The organism is Aeromonas sp. 604176, assembly GCF_049170755.1.
GTDB lineage: Bacteria > Pseudomonadota > Gammaproteobacteria > Enterobacterales > Aeromonadaceae > Aeromonas > Aeromonas veronii_A.
In genome coordinates this window covers 1-19,692 of sequence record NZ_JAAKNE010000083.1, presented here as the reverse complement: position 1 = coordinate 19,692, position 19,692 = coordinate 1, and the positions used below count along the sequence as shown (strand labels likewise).

The window sequence follows — 19,692 nt, the reverse complement described above, 5'->3', positions numbered from 1 at the left end:
TTCCCGACCCACAGCAAGCTCGACGGCCGCGGCCAGCTCACCGAGATCCTGATCGTCAATGGGCTGGAGTGCGAACCCTATATCACCACCGATGATCGGTTGATGCAGCAGTACGCCGACGAGATCATGGATGGCATCCGGGTGCTCAAGCACCTGCTCAAGCCCAAGCTGACCCTGATCGGGGTGGAAGACAACAAGCCCGAGGCAATCGAGCAGCTGACCCGTCACGCCACCGACGAAGATGTGCTGGTCAAGACGGTGCCGACCAAGTACCCCTCTGGCGGTGCCAAACAGACCATCGAGCTGCTCACCGGTCGTCAGGTGCCCAAGGGAGGCCGCGCGGTCGATATCGGCATCATGGTGCTCAACGTTGCCACCGTGTTTGCCATCAAGCGCGCCATCATCGACGGCGAGCCGCTGATCGAGCGGATCGTCACCCTCACCGGCGACAGCTTCAAGAAGCCCGGCAACGCCTGGGTGCGCCTGGGTACGCCGGTTCGCTGGCTGTTGCAGCGTTTCGAGCTGCAACCGGAAGCGGAGCAGCGGGTGATCATGGGTGGCCCCATGATGGGCTTTACCCTGCCCCACGCTATGGTGCCTGTGGTCAAGGCCACCAACTGCCTGCTGGCGCCGACGCAGGCCGAACTGCCCGCCCCCGGCCCGGAGCAGCCCTGCATCCGTTGCAGCGCCTGTGCCGATGCCTGCCCGGCCACTCTGCTACCGCAAGAGCTCTACTGGTACAGCCGGGCCAAGGAGTATGACAAGGCCGAAAAGCTCAACCTGATGGACTGCATCGAGTGCGGCGCCTGCGCCTGGGTCTGCCCGAGCGAGATCCCGCTGGTGCAGTACTACAAGATCGCCAAAGACGACATTCGCGAAGCCCGCGCCGAGGCCGAAAAAGCCGAGCGCGCCAAGCAACGTTTCGAGGCCAAGCAGGCCCGCTTCGAGCGGGAAAAAGCGGCCCGCGAAGCGCGCCATGCCGAAGCCGCCGCCCAGCGCCGTCAGACCATGACGGCCGCAGGCGGGGAAGATCCGGTGGCAGCGGCTCTCGCCCGCATCAAGGCCAAGCAGGATGCGCCCATCACAGCCATTGCCGCCACCGCCGAGGGCTTGCCTGACAACAGCGCAGTGATTGCCGCCCGCGAAGCCCGCAAACGGGAAGCGGAGGCGCGCCGCGCCGCCAAGCTGGCCGAGAGCGCAAACAGCGAAACAGCCGCTGCGCCGCAATCCGCCGAGGCGGCTGACCCTGCCAGCGATCCCAAGAAAGCAGCCATCGCCGCCGCACTGGCCCGCGCCAAAGCCAAGAAGGCAGCTCAGGCAGGCGAGAGCACCGAGCCTGTGACTGCCGAAGCCGTTGCTGCCCCTGCGGTAGATGCTGATCAGCAAAAGGCAGAGGTAGATCCGAAAAAAGCAGCGATTGCCGCTGCCATCGCTCGTGCCAAAGCCAAAAAGGCCGAAGCCAGTGGCGAGCCGGTAAGCGCAGCCAACGGCACGGCAGCCGAGGTCAACACGCAAAATGATGCCCCTGTCGATCCCAAAAAAGCTGCAATTGCTGCCGCCATCGCTCGTGCCAAGGCCAAAAAGGCGGCCCAGCAGGGTGACAGCGCTGAGGGCGATCTGACTGCAACCGCAGGCTCCAGCGAATCCGCTGCAACCCAAAGCGATGCGCCATCTGCTGTCAGCGAAGCGGTCGATCCCAAGAAGGCGGCTATCGCCGCTGCCATTGCCCGCGCCAAGGCCAAAAAGCTGGCCCAGCAGGGCGACAGTGCCGGTGCTGCAGGTGCGCAGAGTGAGCCTACTGCCAGCGCACAGACCCGCGACGTGGCGCTAGCCAAGAGCGAAGTAACCACCAGCCACAGCGATACAGCAGCAAGCGAAGCGGTCGATCCCAAGAAGGCCGCTATCGCCGCAGCCATCGCCCGGGCCAAGGCCAAAAAGCTGGCCCAGCAGAGCGCAAGTACCAGTGCTGAGGTAGAAAATGCCGGTGCTGGGGTAGAAAGTGCCGCTACTCAGGTAGATAGAGCCGGAACCGAGGGTGAGCGCGCACCGGCTGAGCCGATGCAAAGCGATGCAGCCAGCAGTGAGCAACCACTTGCCGTCACTGCCGCGCCTGAAGCGAGCGCCCCTGCGGCTGATGCCCCGGTTGATCCGAAAAAAGCGGCCATTGCAGCCGCCGTGGCCCGCGCCAAGGCGAAAAAGCTGGCGGCCGAGGCAGCCAGAGCTGCCGAAACCGTCGCTGAAGATGCCCCGTCAGCCGACCGAACAACCACAAGGTAATCGACAGACTCATGTTCAATATCGCGACTGCGCCGTTTGCCCATAACCGCAAACAGACCCGAACCCTGATGCTGCTGGTGATCCTGGCCTGTGTGCCGGGCTTGCTGGCCCAGACCTGGTTCTTCGGCTGGGGCTCCTTTATCCAGATCCTGATTGCGCTGGTAACCGCGCTGGTGAGTGAGGCATTGGTGCTCAAGCTGCGGGGCCGCCCCGTCAAACCGGCCCTGATGGATGGCAGCGCCGCTCTCACCGCCGTGCTGATCGGCCTCTCCCTGCCGCCGCTGCTGCCGTGGTGGATGATGGTAGTGGGCACTGCCTTCGCCATCATCATCGCCAAGCAGCTCTACGGCGGGCTGGGTCAGAACCTGTTCAACCCGGCCATGGTCGCCTATGTGCTGCTGCTGGTCTCCTTCCCGGTGCAGATGACCAGCTGGCTGCCGCCGGAGAGCGTGCGCGCCTACAGCCTCGGCTTTGGCGATGCGGCCTCGGTCATCTTCACCGGCTTTAGCCTCGACGGCTACAGCATGGCCCAGCTCAAGCAGGGGGTGGATGGTCTGACCATGGCGACCCCGCTCGATACCCTGAAAACCGGCCTGACCCAAGGGCTCACCACCGGCGAGATCCTGAGCGGCCCGCTGTTTGAGGGTTGGGGCGGCATCGGCTGGAGCTGGGTCAACCTCGGCTATCTGCTGGGCGGCCTCTTCCTGCTGCAACAGAAGGTGATCAACTGGCGCATTCCGACCGCCATTCTGGGCTCCCTGCTGGCGGCGGCGACCCTCGGCTACCTGATGAGCCCGGATGCCACCGCCACGCCGATGTTCCATCTCTTTAGCGGCGCCACCATGCTGGGGGCCTTCTTTATCGCCACCGACCCAGTCAGTGCCTGCACCACGCCGCGCGGTCGGCTGGTCTATGGCGTGCTGATCGGGGTGCTGGTCTACATCATTCGCCGCTTTGGCGGCTATCCGGATGCATTCGCCTTCGCCGTGCTGCTGGCCAACCTTTGCGTACCCTTTATCGACAGCCTGACTCGCCCGAAAGTGTATGGAGCCCGTCGCCAATGATGTTTCTGCCCTCTTTCCCCATCACAGCTGACGGAGCCCGGACATGTTAAAGAGCATGCGCAAGAATGGCCTGATCCTGGCCATGTTCGCGCTGGGCTGCACCGCGCTGGTGGTGCTGACCAACGAGTTGACCAAGGACAAGATCGCCCACCAGCAGCAGCTGGAGAAGTTGCAGACGCTGGAAGCGCTGCTGCCTGCCGGCAGCTATGACAACGATCTGGTGGCCAGCTGCAAGCAGGTGACCAGTAGGAAGTATCTCGGCAGCGATCAGCCGCAGGCCCTCTATACCGCCAGCAAGAATGGCGTGGTGACCGGCTATGCATTGGAGGCGATCGCGCCGGATGGTTACAGCGGGGCGATCCGCATCGTGGCGGGTTTTGATGCCAAGGGCACCATCACTGCCGTGCGCGTGCTCGCTCACAACGAGACCCCGGGCCTCGGTGACAAGATCGAGCTGAAGAAATCGGACTGGATCAACAGCTTTGCCGGAAAATTCCTGACCCATGACAACGAACCCCAGTGGGCGGTGAAGAAGGATGGCGGCGAGTTCGATGCCTTTACCGGCGCCACCATCACCCCGCGAGCCGTGGTCAAGGCGGTGAAGAACCTGCTTAAACTGCAGCAGGAGCAACCCGAACTGCTCAGCAACGCCCCGGCTTGTCCGGCGGCGAACTAACGGAGTCGAGCCATCATGAACCAGATGGAACAGATTGAAACGGGCGCAACCCCGATTGCCGAGCTGGAAAGCCGCAAAGGCGAGCTCAAGGAGCTGATGAGTCAGGGGCTGTGGAAGAACAACCCCTCGCTGGTGCAGGTGCTGGGGCTCTGCCCGACCCTCGCCGTCTCCTCCACCTTTACCAATGCGCTGGGGCTAGGCCTTGCCACCATGGCGGTGCTGGTCTGCTCCAACCTCGCCGTCTCGCTGGTGCGCAACTGGGTGCCGAAGGATATTCGCATCCCGGTCTATGTGATGATCATCGCCTCGCTGGTGACCAGTGTGCAGCTGCTGATGAACGCCTACACCTATGGCCTCTATCAGGCGCTCGGCATCTTTATCGCCCTCATCGTCACCAACTGCGTCATCATCGGCCGCGCCGAGGCCTATGCCTCCAAGAACCCGCCGCTGCTGGCGGCCCTCGACGGCCTGATGATGGGCCTTGGCTTTACTCTGGTGCTGCTGGTACTGGGCGGCATGCGCGAGATCATCGGCATGGGCACCCTGTTTGATGGTGCCGAGCTGTTGCTGGGCGAGTGGGCCAAATCCCTGCGCATCGAGCTGTTCCACGCCGATGCCAGCCTGCTGCTGGCGATTTTGCCGCCGGGCGGCTTTATCGGGCTGGGGCTGCTGATCGCCGCCAAGAACGCCATCAATGACTGGCGTGATCGCAAACAGGCCGCTACCGTAGCCCACTGCAACGTTGCCCCGGCCCGCGTCCGGGCGACCGAGCTATGATCGGACGCAAGGCATGAACAACCAGAAACGCAGAGAGATCCTCGAGCGGCTGCGGGCAAACAACCCCCACCCCACCACAGAGCTCAACTTCAACTCGCCGTTCGAGCTGTTGATCGCCGTGCTGCTCTCGGCGCAGGCGACCGATGTCAGCGTCAACAAGGCGACCGACAAGCTCTATCCGGTGGCCAACACCCCGCAGGCAATGCTGGAGCTCGGGGTGGATGGGCTCAAGGAGTACATCAAGACCATTGGCCTGTTCAACACCAAGGCCGAGAACGTCATCAAGACCTGCGCCATCTTGCTGGAGCGCCACGGCGGCGAGGTGCCGGAGAATCGCGAAGCGCTGGAAGCCCTGCCGGGTGTCGGCCGCAAGACCGCTAACGTGGTACTCAACACCGCCTTTGGCTGGCCCACCATCGCCGTCGATACCCATATCTTCCGGGTATCGAACCGCACCGGCTTTGCGGTAGGCAAGAACGTGGATCAGGTGGAGGAGAAGCTGCTCAAGGTAGTGCCCGCCGAGTTCAAGCTGGATGTCCACCACTGGCTCATCCTGCACGGGCGTTACACCTGTCTGGCTCGCAAGCCCCGTTGTGGTTCTTGTATCATCGAGGACTTGTGCGAATACAAAGAGAAGGTCTATCCAGAGAGCTGAATGACTGGGCGCCACAACCGTCCTACCTGTCTCGCTCGCAAACATCCGCTGCAGTGGTTCCTGTATCATCGAGGACCTCTGCGAATACAAAGAGAAGGTCTATCCAGAAAGCTGATAGCCTCGCAACCGAGATTGAAAGCAGTACACATCACCAACCCGGAGAACTGAGCAATGAGAATTCTGCATACCATGCTGCGTGTCGGCGATCTGCAACGCTCCATCGACTTCTACACCCGCGTCCTCGGCATGAAGCTGCTGCGCAAGAGCGAGAACAGCGAGTACAAGTACACCCTGGCCTTCGTCGGCTACGGTGACGAGAAGGATGAAGCGGTGATCGAGCTGACCTACAACTGGGGGGTGAGCGAGTACGAACTGGGCTCCGCCTACGGCCACATCGCGCTGGAAGCGGACGACATCTATGCCACCTGCGAAGCACTGCGCGCCGCCGGTGCCAAGATCACTCGTGAGCCGGGCCCGGTCAAGGGCGGCACCACCGTCATCGCCTTCGTCGAAGATCCGGACGGTTACAAGATTGAACTGATTGCCAAGAAAGATGCCGGTACTGGCCTCGGTGACAGCTTCTAAGCTGCCCTAATCCCGCTGCCGAATGGCAGGATCAAAAAAGAGCGCATCTGCGCTCTTTTTTATGCCTCTTTGCCGGGGACAGCACTAGATCTCGCCATTGCGCCCCATGCTGATCACCACCCGCCGGTTCTTGGCACGCCCCTGTTCGGTTTCGTTGGAGGCGACGTGCTGCTTCTCGCCATGCCCCTCCACCGAGATCTTGCCGGGATCGATCCCCAGATCGACAAACACCTTCTTGATGGCATCGGCCCGCTTCTCGGAGAGTTTCAGGTTCGGCCAACGGCCGCCATAGCTGTCGCTGTAGGCGTCAATTACCACCACATCGATGCTCTTGTCCGCCTTGATAAACTCGCTGATCATCGCCAGCCGCCGCTTGGAGGGGATGGAGAGCTGATCGCTGTTTTTGTCGTAGGTGAGCACGCTAAAGGCGATATCGTTAAAGCTGTAGGGCAAGAGCCCACTCAGACAATCTATAAAGGCCTGATATTTAACCCGAAAGTTAACCGACGAGAGGGACACTCGCACCGCGCGGTTCTGGCGATACCAGTCCCGATACTGGAAAGTGGGCATCCGCCCCCCCTCCAGCTCGTCGAGCATGGTCCAGGCAGTCTGCCCCTCCACCAGTCCATCAAACTGCTGATAGAAGCGCAGTTGACTCACTTCTCGCCCGGCTATTCCCGGGCGCCATACCGGTGGCATGATGCCAAGGCTCACCGTCTGGGTCTGGGCCTGCGGCCGCTTGCCCTTGAGCTCGAAGTCGAGGTTTATCTTGCGCCCGGCGCGGCTGACAAAGGCCCCCGTTCCCCAGTTGGGAATAGGGTGCTCGAGGCGACACTCAATCTGGGTATCGGAGGTCAAACGCCAGACGGATTGATCCAGACCGGCACCAAATTCGGTGACCCCAGCCTGTAACTGCATACTCACGGATATGCTGACCAACCCCAACACCCAAGCGTTCAATTGCTTGCCCTCCACACGATCTCACAAGGGGTATCGGCCAGGGAGGGACAAGCTTTAGCGCAAATGGATCAGTGGGGAGAGGCTCTCTCTATCAACTTGAAGCTGGCAATTCGTCCAGCCAGCTCCCGAGCCAACTGATCCAGTTCGACACTATTCTGCTGCAGGGTGACCGAGTGCTGGCGATGGGCCTCGTACACTTCGCGGATGGTCATTACGTTGTGCTGGATATCGTCCGTTACGTAGCGCTGCTGCTCGGTTGCGGTAGCCACCTGTGCCGTCATGTCACTCACCTTGCGCACCTCATTGACGATGTCGGTCAGCTCGTGACCCGCCCGCTGCGCTTCACTGACACTGAGGCCCGCCTGCTCGCTGCCCGACTGCATGGCCACCACCGCCTGAAGGGCTCCAGCCCGCAAACGGGAGAGCATCTGTTCGATATCATCTGCCGCCTGCTGGGTACGGGCAGCCAGTGAACGTACCTCATCGGCGACCACGGCAAAGCCGCGCCCCGACTCACCGGCACGGGCTGCCTCAATGGCGGCATTGAGGGCCAACAGATTGGTGCGATCGGAGATCTGCTTGATGAGGTTGAGTGCCTCGACGGCGGACTCGGTATCCTGATGCAGGTTGTTGACCAACAGCCGGGTCTCGTCGAGGGTGCCGGCCACCTGCTCGATGGCAGCGATAGTCTGATCCACCTCCTTGTCCCCCTGCCGGGCACGGCCAATGGCCTGCTGGGTCGCCAGTGAGGTCTGGGTCGCATTGCGAGCAATTTCGGCCACCGTCGAAGCCATTTCCGTTGCGGCGGTGGCAACCAGTTCAACCTGACCGACGCCACGCACCACACCTTCATTCACTTCGGCAATCACCTCGCTGGAGTTGCTGGCACTACGGGTCAATATCTCACAGGAGCGGCGCACCTCCAGCAACAAGCCTTCCAGATGCTGCAGAAAGTGGTTGAGATCCCGCGCCAATGCCCCAAGCTCGTCACCCGATTGCCAGTTGACCCTCACCGTCAGATCATTGTCATTGACGAGCCGTGAAAAGGTGCGATGCAGAGCGACGAAGCCCAGATGCACATCCCGCAGCACCTTCCAACTGATGAGGGTAGTCAACAGCAGGCAGCACAGAACCGCCATAGCCCCCCACCAGAAGTTGCGCTGACTCTCTCCCTGCATCTGCTCAACCCGTTCGAACAACTGCTGGAAGAGCTGATCTTCGCCCTGTTTGAGCTGGTCGATCTTCTCGGTGCTCACGGCAAACCAGCGCTCCGGATCGACGCCAAAGCTCCCCTCGGTCATCTTGCCCAGGGCGAGCTGCTCATATTTCGCGACCTCTGCCATCACCGGACTCTTCTCAATTTGCTCAAGCAGGCGTCGCTGCGGCTCGCTTGCCACGGCGCGAAAACGCTCCAGATAGCTCTGCTGGGCAGCGAGCAGGGACATAAATTGCTGCAAGGTAGCCGGGGTGAAACTCCCTTTGGCAAAGACATTGCTGAGGGTCGCCCGCTCCATCCCCATACGCTCCTTGTTTTGCAAAAATGCGGCGTAGGCATTTGTCTGCAAGGCAATAGCGGCATCCTGGCTACGCAGACTAATCTCATCCACGACCTTGAGCAGAGAAGCAATCAACTGGCTATAAAAGGCGACCTGACGCGGGGCCTCTATGGCCAGTTTGTCCACCTGATTGCGGATCCCCATCAACTCGCGCAAAGCCAGATCCACCTGCTCGTGGGCAACCTCCCTCTCCAACCCCTGAAAGCGATGAATGGCTTCATCAACCTGTTGCCGCTGACGTGGCAGGGCATCTGCAAATTTGCGCCCTTCAGAGCCGATAAACCCCGCCGACATGCCACGCTCCTTTTGCAGCTCGTGCACCAACTGGACGCTGCGTTCGACCACAGCCAGCTGCTGCAGGGCTTGCGTCATCTCATGGGTCACCCGATATCTGTCGTATGCGTAGTGGCTGGCGAAAAACAGCAGCGCCAATAACGGCAGGCAAATTGCCAGCAACATCTTGCCGGCCAATCCGAGTCTGTTCATCCCGCACTCCTGTCATTTTTATCAACGCGTTGATTATATCCGGCCTGCTCGCTTATGCCGCTGACGACATCTGCCATTGGCCAGAACCATGAGCTGCATCAACCATTTTCTGTAGATGGCCACGCAGCCCCCCCATAGCCCAGCCCAATGGTCAGGTCGAGACAGCCAGAGAGAAACTCGCTACAGTAGATCAGGGCGACAGGAGGTCGCTTGTTTGGGGAATCCAGCCATGAAACACCCGCTCTGCCCGCTTTACCGTCTGGGTTGCGCCCTCTTCGCGGCGACCCTGCCCATGGCGTCACTCGCGGCCAGTAACAACCTTGACGATCAGGAGGAGGACTGGGCGCAAAAACGGGCCAATGCGGTGATCTCGCTGATGACTTTCAGCGTGGTGCCGGACATCACCGCCAGCAACCTGGACATCGGCAGCAGCACTGGCCAATCTTCTGCGCTCAACATGGGGCAACTGGGAGGCGGCGCAACCCTGAGCGAAGCCGTGCCCATCTATCTGGAGGGGGCGCTGGGCTACAGCCGCTACGACCCCCAGTTTGTGATAAGCAATGGTACCGAGAGTCGCACCATACCGACCAAGTGGAATAGCCTGACCGCCTCGGGCGGGATCGGCTGGGATGTCACCCTTCACAAAGATCCGCGTGGCGGCCACTGGGTGCTGCGCCCCATAGCCAACGTCTCGCTCGGTACCATGGCCAGTGACCTGCGGATCGGCAACTGGCTGCTGGATCGTACCAAGGGCTACTCGCTGGACTTTCTCGATGGGGGTCAGCTCAATATGTACGGGCTGGGTGGCTCACTGATGCTCGATTACGAACTCTTTTCACCGGCCCAGGACATAGATGCCGAACTGCGCTACTCCTATCAGCACCTGCAGAGCTTTGGCGGCACCTCGACCAGCGTCCGTGGTCACGCCGAGGCGGAGAACCTCGGCCTCTATCTGCGCCGCCGCGCCCCGCTGTTCCACTGGACCCTGCTCGACAGACCAGTGCGCTATGTACTGGAGGGGGCTCATACCGCATATCTGGGGCAGCAACGTGGGTTGCTTGGCTTTGACTCCCTCAACTCCATCGGCGCCGGTCTGGAGCTGGACAGCAGCAAGTACGACATCATTGTCACCCGTACCCGGCTGGTTGCCCGCTACATGTTCAGCCACAACACCAGCGGTTATTCCATCGGGCTGGCCATGAGCTTCTAACCCGGGCTGCCAGAGGGCCACCCTCCGAGTCGCATCATGCAGCTATCACCGCCACCATAAAAAACGCCAGCCTTGCGGCTGGCGTTCTCATTCAGGTTGAAGTGACTTATTTCAGATCGAAACGGTCATTGTTCATCACCTTGACCCAGGCCTTGACGAAGTCTCGGACGAACTTCTCCTTGCCATCTTGCTGGGCATAGACCTCGGCGTAGGCACGCAGCACCGAGTTGGAGCCAAACACCAGATCAACCCGGGTAGCAGTCCACTTCACCGCACCGCTCTGGCGATCCACGATCTGGTAACTGTTGCGGCCAGTCGGCTGCCAGCTATAGGCCATGTCGGTCAGGTTGACGAAGAAGTCGTTGCTGAGCACACCGACCCGGTCGGTAAAGACGCCGTGGGCCGACCCGCCATGGTTGGTGCCAAGCACCCGCATACCGCCGACCAGCACAGTCATCTCGCGGGCGGTAAGCCCCAGCAACTGGGCACGGTCGAGCAGCATCTCCTCCGGCTGCACCTTGTAGTGCCCCTTCTGCCAGTTGCGGAAACCATCGTGAACCGGCTCGAGGAAGGCGAACGACTCGGCATCGGTCTGTTCGGCGCTGGCATCGCCGCGGCCCGACGCAAAGGGAACGACGATATCGACGCCGGCCAGCTTGGCCGCCTGCTCTACCGCTGCGCTACCGCCCAGCACAATCAGGTCGGCGATGCTGACCGGCTTGCTCAGGGTGGCCTGCAGGGCGATCAGGGCGTTGAGCACCTTCTCGAGGCGAGCGGGCTCGTTGCCTTCCCACTCTTTCATCGGCGCGAGGCGGATGCGAGCACCGTTGGCTCCGCCGCGATAATCGGAGCCGCGGAAGGTGCGGGCACTGTCCCATGCGGTGGCGATCAAATCGGCTGGCGCCACGCCGCAGGCCAGCAGTTTGGCCTTGATCTCACTCACCTCTTTGTCAGAGAGCTGGTAATCCACCGCCGGAACCGGATCCTGCCACACCATGACTTCGCTCGGCACTTCCGGCCCCAAATAGCGGCTGCGCGGCCCCATGTCGCGGTGAGTCAGCTTGAACCAGGCGCGGGCAAAGGCGTCGGAGAAGAGCGCCTGATCCGCGGCAAAGCGCTCGGAGATCTCCCGGTATACGGGGTCAAAGCGCAGCGCCATGTCCGCATCGGTCATGATGGGGTTGCAGCGGATGGAGGGGTCTTCCACGTCCACCGGACGATCTTCCTCCTTGATGGCGACGGGCTCCCACTGCCAGGCACCGGCCGGGCTCTTCTTGATCCACCAGTCGTGGCCCAGCAGCATCTTGAAGTAGCCGTTGTCCCAGCGGGTCGGGTTGCTGGTCCAGGCACCTTCGATCCCGCTGGTCACCGTATCACGGCCGATACCGCGGCTCTCGTGGTTGATCCAGCCAAGCCCCTGTTCGTGCACATCCGCCCCTTCGGGGGCTGGTCCCAGTTTGGCTGCGCTGCCGTTGCCGTGGGCCTTGCCGACGGTGTGGCCACCGGCGGTGAGGGCGACGGTCTCTTCGTCATTCATTCCCATACGGGCAAAGGTGACGCGCATGTCGTGGGCGGTTTTCAGGGGATCGGGATTGCCATCCACCCCTTCCGGGTTGACGTAAATCAGCCCCATCATCACCGCGGCCAGCGGGTTCTCCAGATCCCGTTCGCCGCTGTAACGGCTCCCTTCGCTACCGCTCGGTGCCAGCCACTCCTTCTCGGAACCCCAGTAGACATCTTTTTCCGGATGCCAGATATCCTCGCGGCCACCGGCAAAGCCGAAGGTCTTGAGCCCCATGGACTCATAGGCGACGTTGCCCGCCAGGATCATCAGGTCAGCCCAGGAAATCTTGTTGCCGTACTTCTGTTTGATCGGCCACAGCAGACGGCGTGCCTTGTCGAGGTTGCCGTTGTCAGGCCAACTGTTGAGGGGGGCGAAGCGCTGGTTGCCGGTGTTGGCACCGCCGCGCCCGTCGGTAGCGCGATAGCTGCCGGCGGAGTGCCAGGCCATGCGGATCATCAGGCCGCCATAGTGACCCCAGTCTGCCGGCCACCAAGGCTGGCTGTCGGTCATCAGGGCATGCAGATCTGCCTTGAGGGCATCGTAATCGAGGCTGTTGAAGGCATCGGGATAATCGAAAGTCTCATCCATCGGATTGGTCTTGCTGTCATGCTGGTGCAGGATGTCGAGGTTGAGGGCATTGGGCCACCAGACTTGATGCTCCTGGCTGGCAGAGGTATTGGCACCGTGGGCAAAGGGGCACTGACCTGCCCCGCTAGCGTGTTTGTCCATCTATCAGATCCTCATTGTGGTCATAATGACGGCGAAACCCTTCGCTTCGCAGTAGAGACTAGCCTACCCCCCACTAGTCACTTAAAAAACCGAATAAAAAAGTTCAATTCAATCTGGTTTTGCGATTGAACTATCTCGTCACCGGGTAACAAACAGAACAATGCAGGCGCTTGCAGAGTAGTAGTGGCATAGATCACACACGCTTGTTGAACCCACTGTTAACATGTTGCCATTGCACATCAGACGACAGCGTTGAAATGGACTTCACACCCGTTATTGCGGTTCTGCTGGGCCAGCTCTGGTATCTGCTGCCCCTGCTGTTGCTGGCCACCCTGATCAAAACGCCCAGGTTCAAGGGGATGGTTGGGGAGGCATTTATCAACTTGGGCATCCGGCTCTTTCTCGACAAGCGGGAGTACCACCTGCTCAAGAACGTGACCCTGCCGACCCCGCAGGGCACTACCCAGATCGATCATGTGATCGTCTCGCGCTTCGGGCTGTTTGTGATCGAGACCAAGAACATCAAGGGGTGGATATTTGGCAATCCAGCCCACAAGAGCTGGACCCAGCAGCTCTATCGCCGCAGACATACCTTTCAAAATCCCCTGCGCCAAAACTATCTGCACCTGATGACGCTCAAATCCTTGCTGGGTCTTGCTGATCATCAGCTCCATTCAATTATCTACTTTATTGGCGACTGCACCTTTAAAACCCCCATGCCGGATAACGTGATGAACCGTGGGCTTATTCGCTATATCAAGAGTAAAACCACGCAGGTGTTGACCTCTGCCGACGTCACCAAAGTGATCGACAGCATCCAGCGGGGACGACTGGCCGCCAATTGGCAGACCCATAACCAGCATGTGGCGCAGTTGAAAGCACGTCACAGCGAGGTTCCCCACCCACCTTTATCCGTAGCTGCAATGCCTGTCGTCAATCAGGTGGTGAACGCCGCGCCCACCATCACCGAATCGAGCCCTCAAGCAAATCCACTATGCCCCAGATGCGGCAACCCGATGGTATTGCGTACCGCCAAACGGGGGGATAACCGAGGCAATCGGTTTTGGGGATGCAGTGGATACCCCAAATGCAGATCCATTGTAAATCTCACGGGGAACAGCAAGGCATGAACAGCCACACAAGGGAAACTCACCTGACATCAAGGGCGGCCAATTGGCCGCCCTTGATACTTCTTAGCGAATCGTCGCCATCTGCCGCACGCATCGCTGTTCTCTGTCATCCACCCGCTTGGCAAACCAGGCGGTGGTGAGGTTGCGGGTAATTTTCGGGCTCTTTAGCTGAATGCCGGGCAGGATGGCGCGGGGCAGTCGCTTGCCCGCTTGCTTGTCGGCCAGGCTAAAGATGCGATGGTAGAGGTCGGTCTCGGCAAATTCGGCGGTATCCCCTTTGCGCAGGCTCTGGTGGATCGCCTGTTTGCTCATATTGACCCGGTTGGCGAGGGTGTAGACGGCAAGCTCGGTATTGCCCGGCAGATCCGAGTCATAGCGGATCAGATCCCCGTCCAGCGCCAGAGTTTTGCCACTCAAGCGGCTGACGGCGGCCTGAAAAGCGGCATTGCGGCTGGCGTACCAGCCGGCGTTGAAATCGGCAAAGCGGTAGAGGGTATCCGGGTAGTCGGCGGGATAACCGAAGATATGTTTGGTGCCAAACCAGATGCCGCCGCGACGGGTAAAGACTTCGTGGCGGATGGAATCCTTGATTGGATAGGGGTAGCCACGGGCGTTGGCCTCGGCAAAGGCGATGCTCACCTGCATCGGACCGCCGGTATGCACCGGGTTGAGGTTGCCAAACAGCGTCTTGCCCATCGGCAGCATGCTGATCATGTCTTCGAAAATTTCGCTCATCTCCCGCTCGGTACGCAACTTGTCGATCCGCTCGGCGTAGCTCTTGCCGGTGGGCGAGTTGATGGAGAGCGCGGCCCGCACCATAAATTCGGGGATCAGCAGCTTGGCTGCCCGTGAGTTGATCTCTTTCCAGGCGATCTTGCCAAGGCCCGGCACCACGGGGTCGGCCTGATAAGTAGCTTCCTGCTCCGCCACCGCCAGCACGCTACAGACATTGTGATCATTGACCGTCACCCCCTGGGTGGTGAGCGCCGTCACCACGTCGTTGGCCCACCCCTGTTTGTCAGGCACCTGACGGGGCAAGAAGCGCACGATGCGGCTCTTCATATCCGCCGGTTTGCGCGGCTGCATGGCAGGCGGCGTTTTGGGGTTGCTCACGCTCGCCTCTTTGGTGGGCGCGGAGGCGGGATCACTGGCACAACCAGCCAGCAACAAGGCAGAGCAGAAGGCAAGAAGACGACAGGAAGGCAAAGCGGTCATAAGCATGTCCATTTTTTGTAGGCCCTACAGGCAGCGCCGCTGGCACTGCACTGACAAGCAAAGTGGGGCCATTGTAGAGGATTGCCTGCTGCAGTTGAAACCCGCGCTCGCAGCATCCCCTCCCCTTGCCAGCTTTTACCACCCCACGCGCCATCCGTTGTCTGCGATACGGAACTCATGACCTTCCTAAATGGCTCACCCGCTCCGAACCGAACGCTTAGCGACAGATAAAAAGAAACCCCCACCATCGCTGGCGGGGGTTGGTCGTCTGGCAAATCGGGCTGATGCCCGCTGCAAACGCTTAGCGGTTTTTCACCTTCTGGTGCAGCTCCTGCACCGAGTTGACGTTAGCGGTGGCATCCACGCTGATGGCCATGCAGGTGGCAAACGCCTCATTCATGGTGGTGGTATACGCCACCTTGTTCTGCAAGGCGGCGCGACGCAACTGCTTGGAGTCCTGGATCGCCACCCGCCCTTCGGCGGTGTTGACGATGTAGGTGTACTCGCCATTCTTGATGCGGTCGAGAATGTGCGGGCGTCCTTCATGCACCTTGTTAACCAGGCGCGGGTTGATGCTCGCTTCACCCAGCGCTACCGCGGTGCCGTGAGTGGCATCCAGCTCGTAACCCAGCTCCAGCAGCTTGGCAGCCAAGTCGACCACCTGCGCCTTGTCGCTGTGACGCACTGACAAGAGGGCACGACCCTCTTTCGGTACGGCGTGGTTGGCACCCAGCTGCGCCTTGGCATAGGCCTCGGCAAAGCTGCTGCCCACTCCCATTACCTCACCGGTGGAGCGCATCTCTGGCCCCAGCAGCGGGTCAACCCCCGGGAACTTGGCGAACGGCAGTACCACCTCTTTCACCGAGTAGTAGGGTGGGATGATCTCTTTGGTGAAGCCCTGCTCTTGCAGCGACTGACCAGCCATCACACGGGCGGCAATCTTGGCCAGCGGGGCGCCGGTCGCCTTGGAGACGAACGGCACGGTACGGGCGGCACGCGGGTTCACCTCGATGAGGTAGATGTCATCGCCCTTGACCGCGAATTGCACGTTCATCAGGCCGATAACGCCGAGCTCCAGCGCCAGCTTGCGCACCTGCTCGCGGATCTCGTCCTGAATCTTCTTGGACAAGGTATAGGGAGGCAGGGAGCAACCGGAGTCACCGGAGTGGATACCGGCCTGCTCGATGTGCTCCATGATACCGCCGATGACCACATCGGTGCCGTCGCAGATGGCATCCACGTCCAGCTCGGTCGCATCGTCCAGGAAGCGGTCCAGCAGTACCGGCGATTCGTTGGAGACGCTTACCGCCTCGGCGAAGTAGCGACGCAGATCCTGCTCGTCATAGACGATTTCCATGGCGCGGCCACCCAGCACGTAGGAGGGGCGAACCACCAGCGGGTAGGTAATGCGCTCGGCCAGCAGCACGGCCTGCTCCAGCGCGGTGACGGTGCCGTTTTCCGGCTGCTTGAGGCCAAGGCGCTCGACGGCAGACTGGAAGCGCTCGCGGTCTTCGGCGCGGTCGATGGCATCCGGGCTGGTACCGATGATCGGTACGCCGTTGGCTTCCAGTGCACGGGCCAGTTTCAGCGGGGTCTGGCCACCGTACTGGACAATCACGCCCTTGGGTTTTTCGATGCGCACGATTTCCAGCACATCTTCCAGAGTCACCGGCTCGAAGTAGAGACGATCCGAGGTGTCGTAATCGGTGGAGACGGTCTCCGGGTTGCAGTTGACCATGATGGTCTCGTAACCGTCTTCGCGCAGGGCCAGCGCCGCGTGCACGCAGCAGTAGTCGAACTCGATACCCTGACCGATACGGTTCGGGCCACCGCCGATGATCATGATCTTGTCGCGGTTGCTCGGGGCCGCTTCGCACTCCTCGTCATAGCTGGAGTACATGTAGGCGGTGTTGGTGGCGAACTCGGCGGCGCAGGTATCGACCCGCTTGTAGACCGGGAAGATGTTGTTGCGGGCACGCAGTTTGCGCACTTCCCCTTCGGCCACACCGAGGATCTTGGCCAGACGGGCATCGGCAAAGCCTTTGCGCTTCAGGGCGCGCAGGAAGTCAGCATCGAGACCGGCCATGCCGCGCTCTTTCACCTCTTCTTCCAGTTTCACCAGATCTTCAATCTGTACCAGGAACCAGGGGTCAATCTTGGTCAGCTTGAAGATGCCGTCCATGGAGAGACCGGCGCGGAATGCATCGGCGATGTAGAAGATACGGTCGCTACCGGCATCCTGCAGCTCGTGACGGATGCGGGTCAGGGAGTCCGGGGCGTTCAGATCCACCATGGGGTCGAAGCCGGTCTTACCGGTCTCGAGGCTGCGCAACGCCTTGTGCAGGGACTCCTGGAAGTTACGGCCGATAGCCATCACTTCACCGACCGACTTCATCTGGGTCGTCAGACGGTCGTTGGCACCGGCGAACTTCTCGAAGTTGAAGCGTGGCACCTTGGTCACCACGTAGTCGATGGCCGGCTCGAAGGAGGCCGGAGTGCGACCGCCGGTGATGTCGTTCATCAGCTCGTCGAGGGTGTAACCGATGGCGAGCTTGGCTGCGATCTTGGCGATGGGGAAACCGGTCGCCTTGGAGGCCAGCGCAGAGGAGCGCGACACCCGCGGGTTCATCTCGATGATGACCATGCGGCCATCTTTCGGGTTGATGCCGAACTGGACGTTGGAGCCGCCGGTCTCGACACCGATTTCGCGCAGCACCGCCATGGAGGCGTTGCGCATTAGCTGGTACTCCTTGTCGGTCAGCGTCTGGGCTGGCGCGACCGTGATGGAGTCACCGGTGTGGATACCCATGGGGTCGAAGTTTTCGATGGCGCAGACGATGATGCAGTTGTCGTTGCGATCCCGCACCACCTCCATCTCGTACTCTTTCCAGCCGATCAGCGACTCGTCGATGAGCAGCTCTTTGGTCGGCGACAAGTCCAGACCGCGCTCGCAGATCTCAACGAACTCTTCGGTGTTGTAGGCGATGCCGCCACCGGAGCCACCCATGGTAAAGGAGGGACGGATGATGCAGGGGAAGCCAACCATCTGTTGCACGCCCCACGCCTCTTCCATGTTGTGGGCGATGCCGGCACGCGGGCACTCCAGGCCGATGCTGCGCATCGCCTTGTCAAAGCGGGAGCGGTCTTCGGCCTTGTCGATGGCGTCGGCGGTGGCACCGATCATCTCGACACCGAACTCGGCCAGCACGCCATGCTTCTCCAGCGCCAGTGCGCAGTTGAGCGCAGTCTGGCCGCCCATAGTGGGCAGGATGGCGTCCGGGCGCTCTTTCTTGATGATTTCGCGCACCACTTCCCAGGTGATGGGCTCGATGTAGGTGGCGTCTGCCATCTCCGGGTCGGTCATGATAGTGGCCGGGTTGGAGTTGACCAGAATGACGCGGTAGCCCTCCTCGCGCAGGGCTTTGCACGCCTGGGCGCCGGAGTAGTCAAATTCGCAGGCTTGGCCGATGACGATGGGGCCGGCGCCGAGGATCAGGATGCTCTGAAGGTCGTTACGTTTTGGCATGAAACTCTTTCCTCTATTTCTTAGGCGCGATACTGCTTAATCAATTCAATAAAGTGGTCAAAAAGACCGGCACAGTCGTGCGGACCCGGGCTCGCTTCGGGGTGCCCCTGGAAGCTGAAGGCCGGACGGTCGGTGCGATGGATACCTTGCAGGGAACCATCAAACAGGGAGACGTGGGTGGCGCGCAGGCAATCCGGCAGGCTGTTCTCGTCTACCGCAAAGCCGTGGTTCTGAGCGGTGATCATGACGGTGTTGTCATCAAGGCTCTTCACCGGATGGTTGGCGCCGTGGTGGCCAAACTTCATCTTGACGGTCTTAGCACCGGAGGCCAGACCCAGCAGCTGGTGACCCAGACAGATGCCGAATACCGGCGTGCTGGTATTAAGGAAAGCCTTGATGGCCTCGATGGCGTAGTCGCACGGCTCGGGGTCGCCGGGGCCGTTGGAGAGGAAGATGCCATCCGGGTTCATCGCCAGTACCTCGGCGGCCGGGGTCTTGGCCGGTACCACGGTCAGGCGGCAGCCACGGTCAACCAGCATCCGCAGGATGTTGCGCTTGACGCCAAAGTCATAGGCTACCACGTGGTACTTCAGCTGGTCGGCATCCGGGGTGACGTGCCCCTTGCCAAGCTGCCAGCTCCCTTCGGTCCAGTTGTACGCTTCACCAACCGTTACCTCTTTGGCCAGATCCATCCCCTTCAGACCGGGGAAGGCGCGGGCCTGTTCGAGAGCATAGGCTTCATCGACCTGTTTCCCGGCCAAAATGCAGCCAGCCTGAGCGCCTTTCTCGCGCAGGATGCGGGTCAGTTTACGGGTGTCGATGTCGGCGATGCCAACGATGTTGTGAGACTTGAGGTATTCGGAGAGGGATTGCTGATTGCGGAAATTGGAGGCAAGTATCGGAAGGTCCCGGATGATCAATCCCTGAGCATGGATCTGACTGGACTCTTCATCTTCGCTGTTGGTGCCGGTGTTGCCTATATGGGGGTAAGTGAGGGTGACTATCTGACGGGAATAAGAGGGATCGGTGAGGATTTCCTGATAGCCCGTCATCGACGTATTGAAAACCACTTCACCAACGGAACATCCCTCGGCGCCTATCGACACGCCTTTGAATACAGTTCCATCTTCCAGCACTAGCAATGCAGTGTGATTCAAGACAACCTCCAGTTATTTAGCTTTAAATTCAGCAATTTACCTGGGTGTTGCGGGCTCGGTTCCGGTCTTGGACAGGACTCGAACCCGGCAGATTTCTGGCAAATTGGGCGCATTCTACTTAAAAA

Annotated in this window: 14 protein-coding genes; 8 read left to right on the top strand and 6 right to left on the bottom strand. The window is 60.6% G+C overall.

Features of this window, described 5'->3' with window-relative positions; genetic code table 11:
* The 6 genes from rsxC to gloA all read left to right on the top strand — a co-directional run.
* The coding region (rsxC, locus tag G5358_RS14665; protein ID WP_421324338.1) for an electron transport complex subunit RsxC at nt 1-2,277 on the top strand (2,277 nt) is incomplete at its 5' end.
* Between the two features lie 11 nt (nt 2,278-2,288).
* On the top strand, nt 2,289-3,341 hold the full coding sequence (rsxD, locus tag G5358_RS14660) for an electron transport complex subunit RsxD (protein WP_041208552.1): 1,053 nt from the start codon (nt 2,289-2,291) through the stop codon (nt 3,339-3,341).
* 43 nt (nt 3,342-3,384) lie between these two features.
* Nucleotides 3,385-4,017, top strand: coding sequence for an electron transport complex subunit RsxG (gene rsxG / locus G5358_RS14655; RefSeq protein WP_421324335.1), 633 nt, complete (start codon nt 3,385-3,387; stop codon nt 4,015-4,017).
* A gap of 15 nt (nt 4,018-4,032) precedes the next feature.
* Complete coding sequence (locus G5358_RS14650) at nt 4,033-4,794, top strand: electron transport complex subunit E (RefSeq protein ID WP_005350792.1); 762 nt, start codon at nt 4,033-4,035, stop codon at nt 4,792-4,794.
* A 13-nt stretch (nt 4,795-4,807) separates the two neighbouring features.
* Nucleotides 4,808-5,449 carry an endonuclease III gene (gene nth, locus G5358_RS14645; protein ID WP_247822510.1) on the top strand — a complete coding sequence of 214 codons (642 nt, stop codon included), beginning with the start codon at nt 4,808-4,810 and terminating at the stop codon, nt 5,447-5,449.
* Between the two features lie 171 nt (nt 5,450-5,620).
* Nucleotides 5,621-6,034: a lactoylglutathione lyase gene (gene gloA / locus G5358_RS14640; protein ID WP_005337610.1), complete on the top strand. Its 414-nt coding sequence runs from the start codon at nt 5,621-5,623 to the stop codon at nt 6,032-6,034.
* An 84-nt stretch (nt 6,035-6,118) separates the two neighbouring features.
* Here the strand turns inward: gloA and G5358_RS14635 are convergent, their stop codons facing one another.
* Nucleotides 6,119-6,994 carry a flagellar protein MotY gene (locus tag G5358_RS14635; protein WP_005337611.1) on the bottom strand — a complete coding sequence of 292 codons (876 nt, stop codon included), beginning with the start codon at nt 6,992-6,994 and terminating at the stop codon, nt 6,119-6,121.
* Nucleotides 6,995-7,062: 68 nt separating this feature from the next.
* Entirely contained in the window at nt 7,063-9,036 is a 1,974-nt protein-coding gene (locus tag G5358_RS14630; protein WP_421324333.1) for a methyl-accepting chemotaxis protein, read from the bottom strand.
* A 292-nt stretch (nt 9,037-9,328) separates the two neighbouring features.
* On the opposite strand from G5358_RS14630, the gene G5358_RS14625 reads away from it, so the two are divergent.
* Entirely contained in the window at nt 9,329-10,246 is a 918-nt protein-coding gene (locus G5358_RS14625) for an autotransporter domain-containing protein (RefSeq protein WP_421252387.1), read from the top strand.
* A gap of 106 nt (nt 10,247-10,352) precedes the next feature.
* Here the strand turns inward: G5358_RS14625 and katG are convergent, their stop codons facing one another.
* Nucleotides 10,353-12,539 carry a catalase/peroxidase HPI gene (katG, locus tag G5358_RS14620; RefSeq protein WP_421324331.1) on the bottom strand — a complete coding sequence of 729 codons (2,187 nt, stop codon included), beginning with the start codon at nt 12,537-12,539 and terminating at the stop codon, nt 10,353-10,355.
* Between the two features lie 257 nt (nt 12,540-12,796).
* On the opposite strand from katG, the gene G5358_RS14615 reads away from it, so the two are divergent.
* Complete coding sequence (locus G5358_RS14615; protein ID WP_421223671.1) at nt 12,797-13,669, top strand: NERD domain-containing protein; 873 nt, start codon at nt 12,797-12,799, stop codon at nt 13,667-13,669.
* Between the two features lie 63 nt (nt 13,670-13,732).
* Here the strand turns inward: G5358_RS14615 and G5358_RS14610 are convergent, their stop codons facing one another.
* The 3 genes from G5358_RS14610 to carA form a co-directional block, all read right to left on the bottom strand.
* Nucleotides 13,733-14,884, bottom strand: coding sequence for a DUF1615 domain-containing protein (locus G5358_RS14610; RefSeq protein WP_421223669.1), 1,152 nt, complete (start codon nt 14,882-14,884; stop codon nt 13,733-13,735).
* A 301-nt stretch (nt 14,885-15,185) separates the two neighbouring features.
* Entirely contained in the window at nt 15,186-18,410 is a 3,225-nt protein-coding gene (gene carB, locus G5358_RS14605) for a carbamoyl-phosphate synthase large subunit (protein WP_216961925.1), read from the bottom strand.
* A 20-nt stretch (nt 18,411-18,430) separates the two neighbouring features.
* Nucleotides 18,431-19,567, bottom strand: coding sequence for a glutamine-hydrolyzing carbamoyl-phosphate synthase small subunit (gene carA / locus G5358_RS14600; RefSeq protein WP_031227689.1), 1,137 nt, complete (start codon nt 19,565-19,567; stop codon nt 18,431-18,433).
* Nucleotides 19,568-19,692: the final 125 nt, after the last annotated feature.

Bases quoted from the DNA above. Each gene is read 5' to 3' on its own strand.
- rsxG (WP_421324335.1), top strand. From the start codon at position 3,385: ATGTTAAAGAGCATGCGCAAGAATGGCCTGATCCTGGCCATGTTCGCG.
- G5358_RS14630 (WP_421324333.1), bottom strand. From the start codon at position 9,036: ATGAACAGACTCGGATTGGCCGGCAAGATGTTGCTGGCAATTTGCCTG.
- G5358_RS14650 (WP_005350792.1), top strand. From the start codon at position 4,033: ATGAACCAGATGGAACAGATTGAAACGGGCGCAACCCCGATTGCCGAG.
- G5358_RS14625 (WP_421252387.1), top strand. From the start codon at position 9,329: ATGGCGTCACTCGCGGCCAGTAACAACCTTGACGATCAGGAGGAGGAC.
- katG (WP_421324331.1), bottom strand. From the start codon at position 12,539: ATGGACAAACACGCTAGCGGGGCAGGTCAGTGCCCCTTTGCCCACGGT.
- carB (WP_216961925.1), bottom strand. From the start codon at position 18,410: ATGCCAAAACGTAACGACCTTCAGAGCATCCTGATCCTCGGCGCCGGC.
- gloA (WP_005337610.1), top strand. From the start codon at position 5,621: ATGAGAATTCTGCATACCATGCTGCGTGTCGGCGATCTGCAACGCTCC.
- G5358_RS14610 (WP_421223669.1), bottom strand. From the start codon at position 14,884: ATGACCGCTTTGCCTTCCTGTCGTCTTCTTGCCTTCTGCTCTGCCTTG.
- G5358_RS14615 (WP_421223671.1), top strand. From the start codon at position 12,797: ATGGACTTCACACCCGTTATTGCGGTTCTGCTGGGCCAGCTCTGGTAT.
- rsxD (WP_041208552.1), top strand. From the start codon at position 2,289: ATGTTCAATATCGCGACTGCGCCGTTTGCCCATAACCGCAAACAGACC.
- nth (WP_247822510.1), top strand. From the start codon at position 4,808: ATGAACAACCAGAAACGCAGAGAGATCCTCGAGCGGCTGCGGGCAAAC.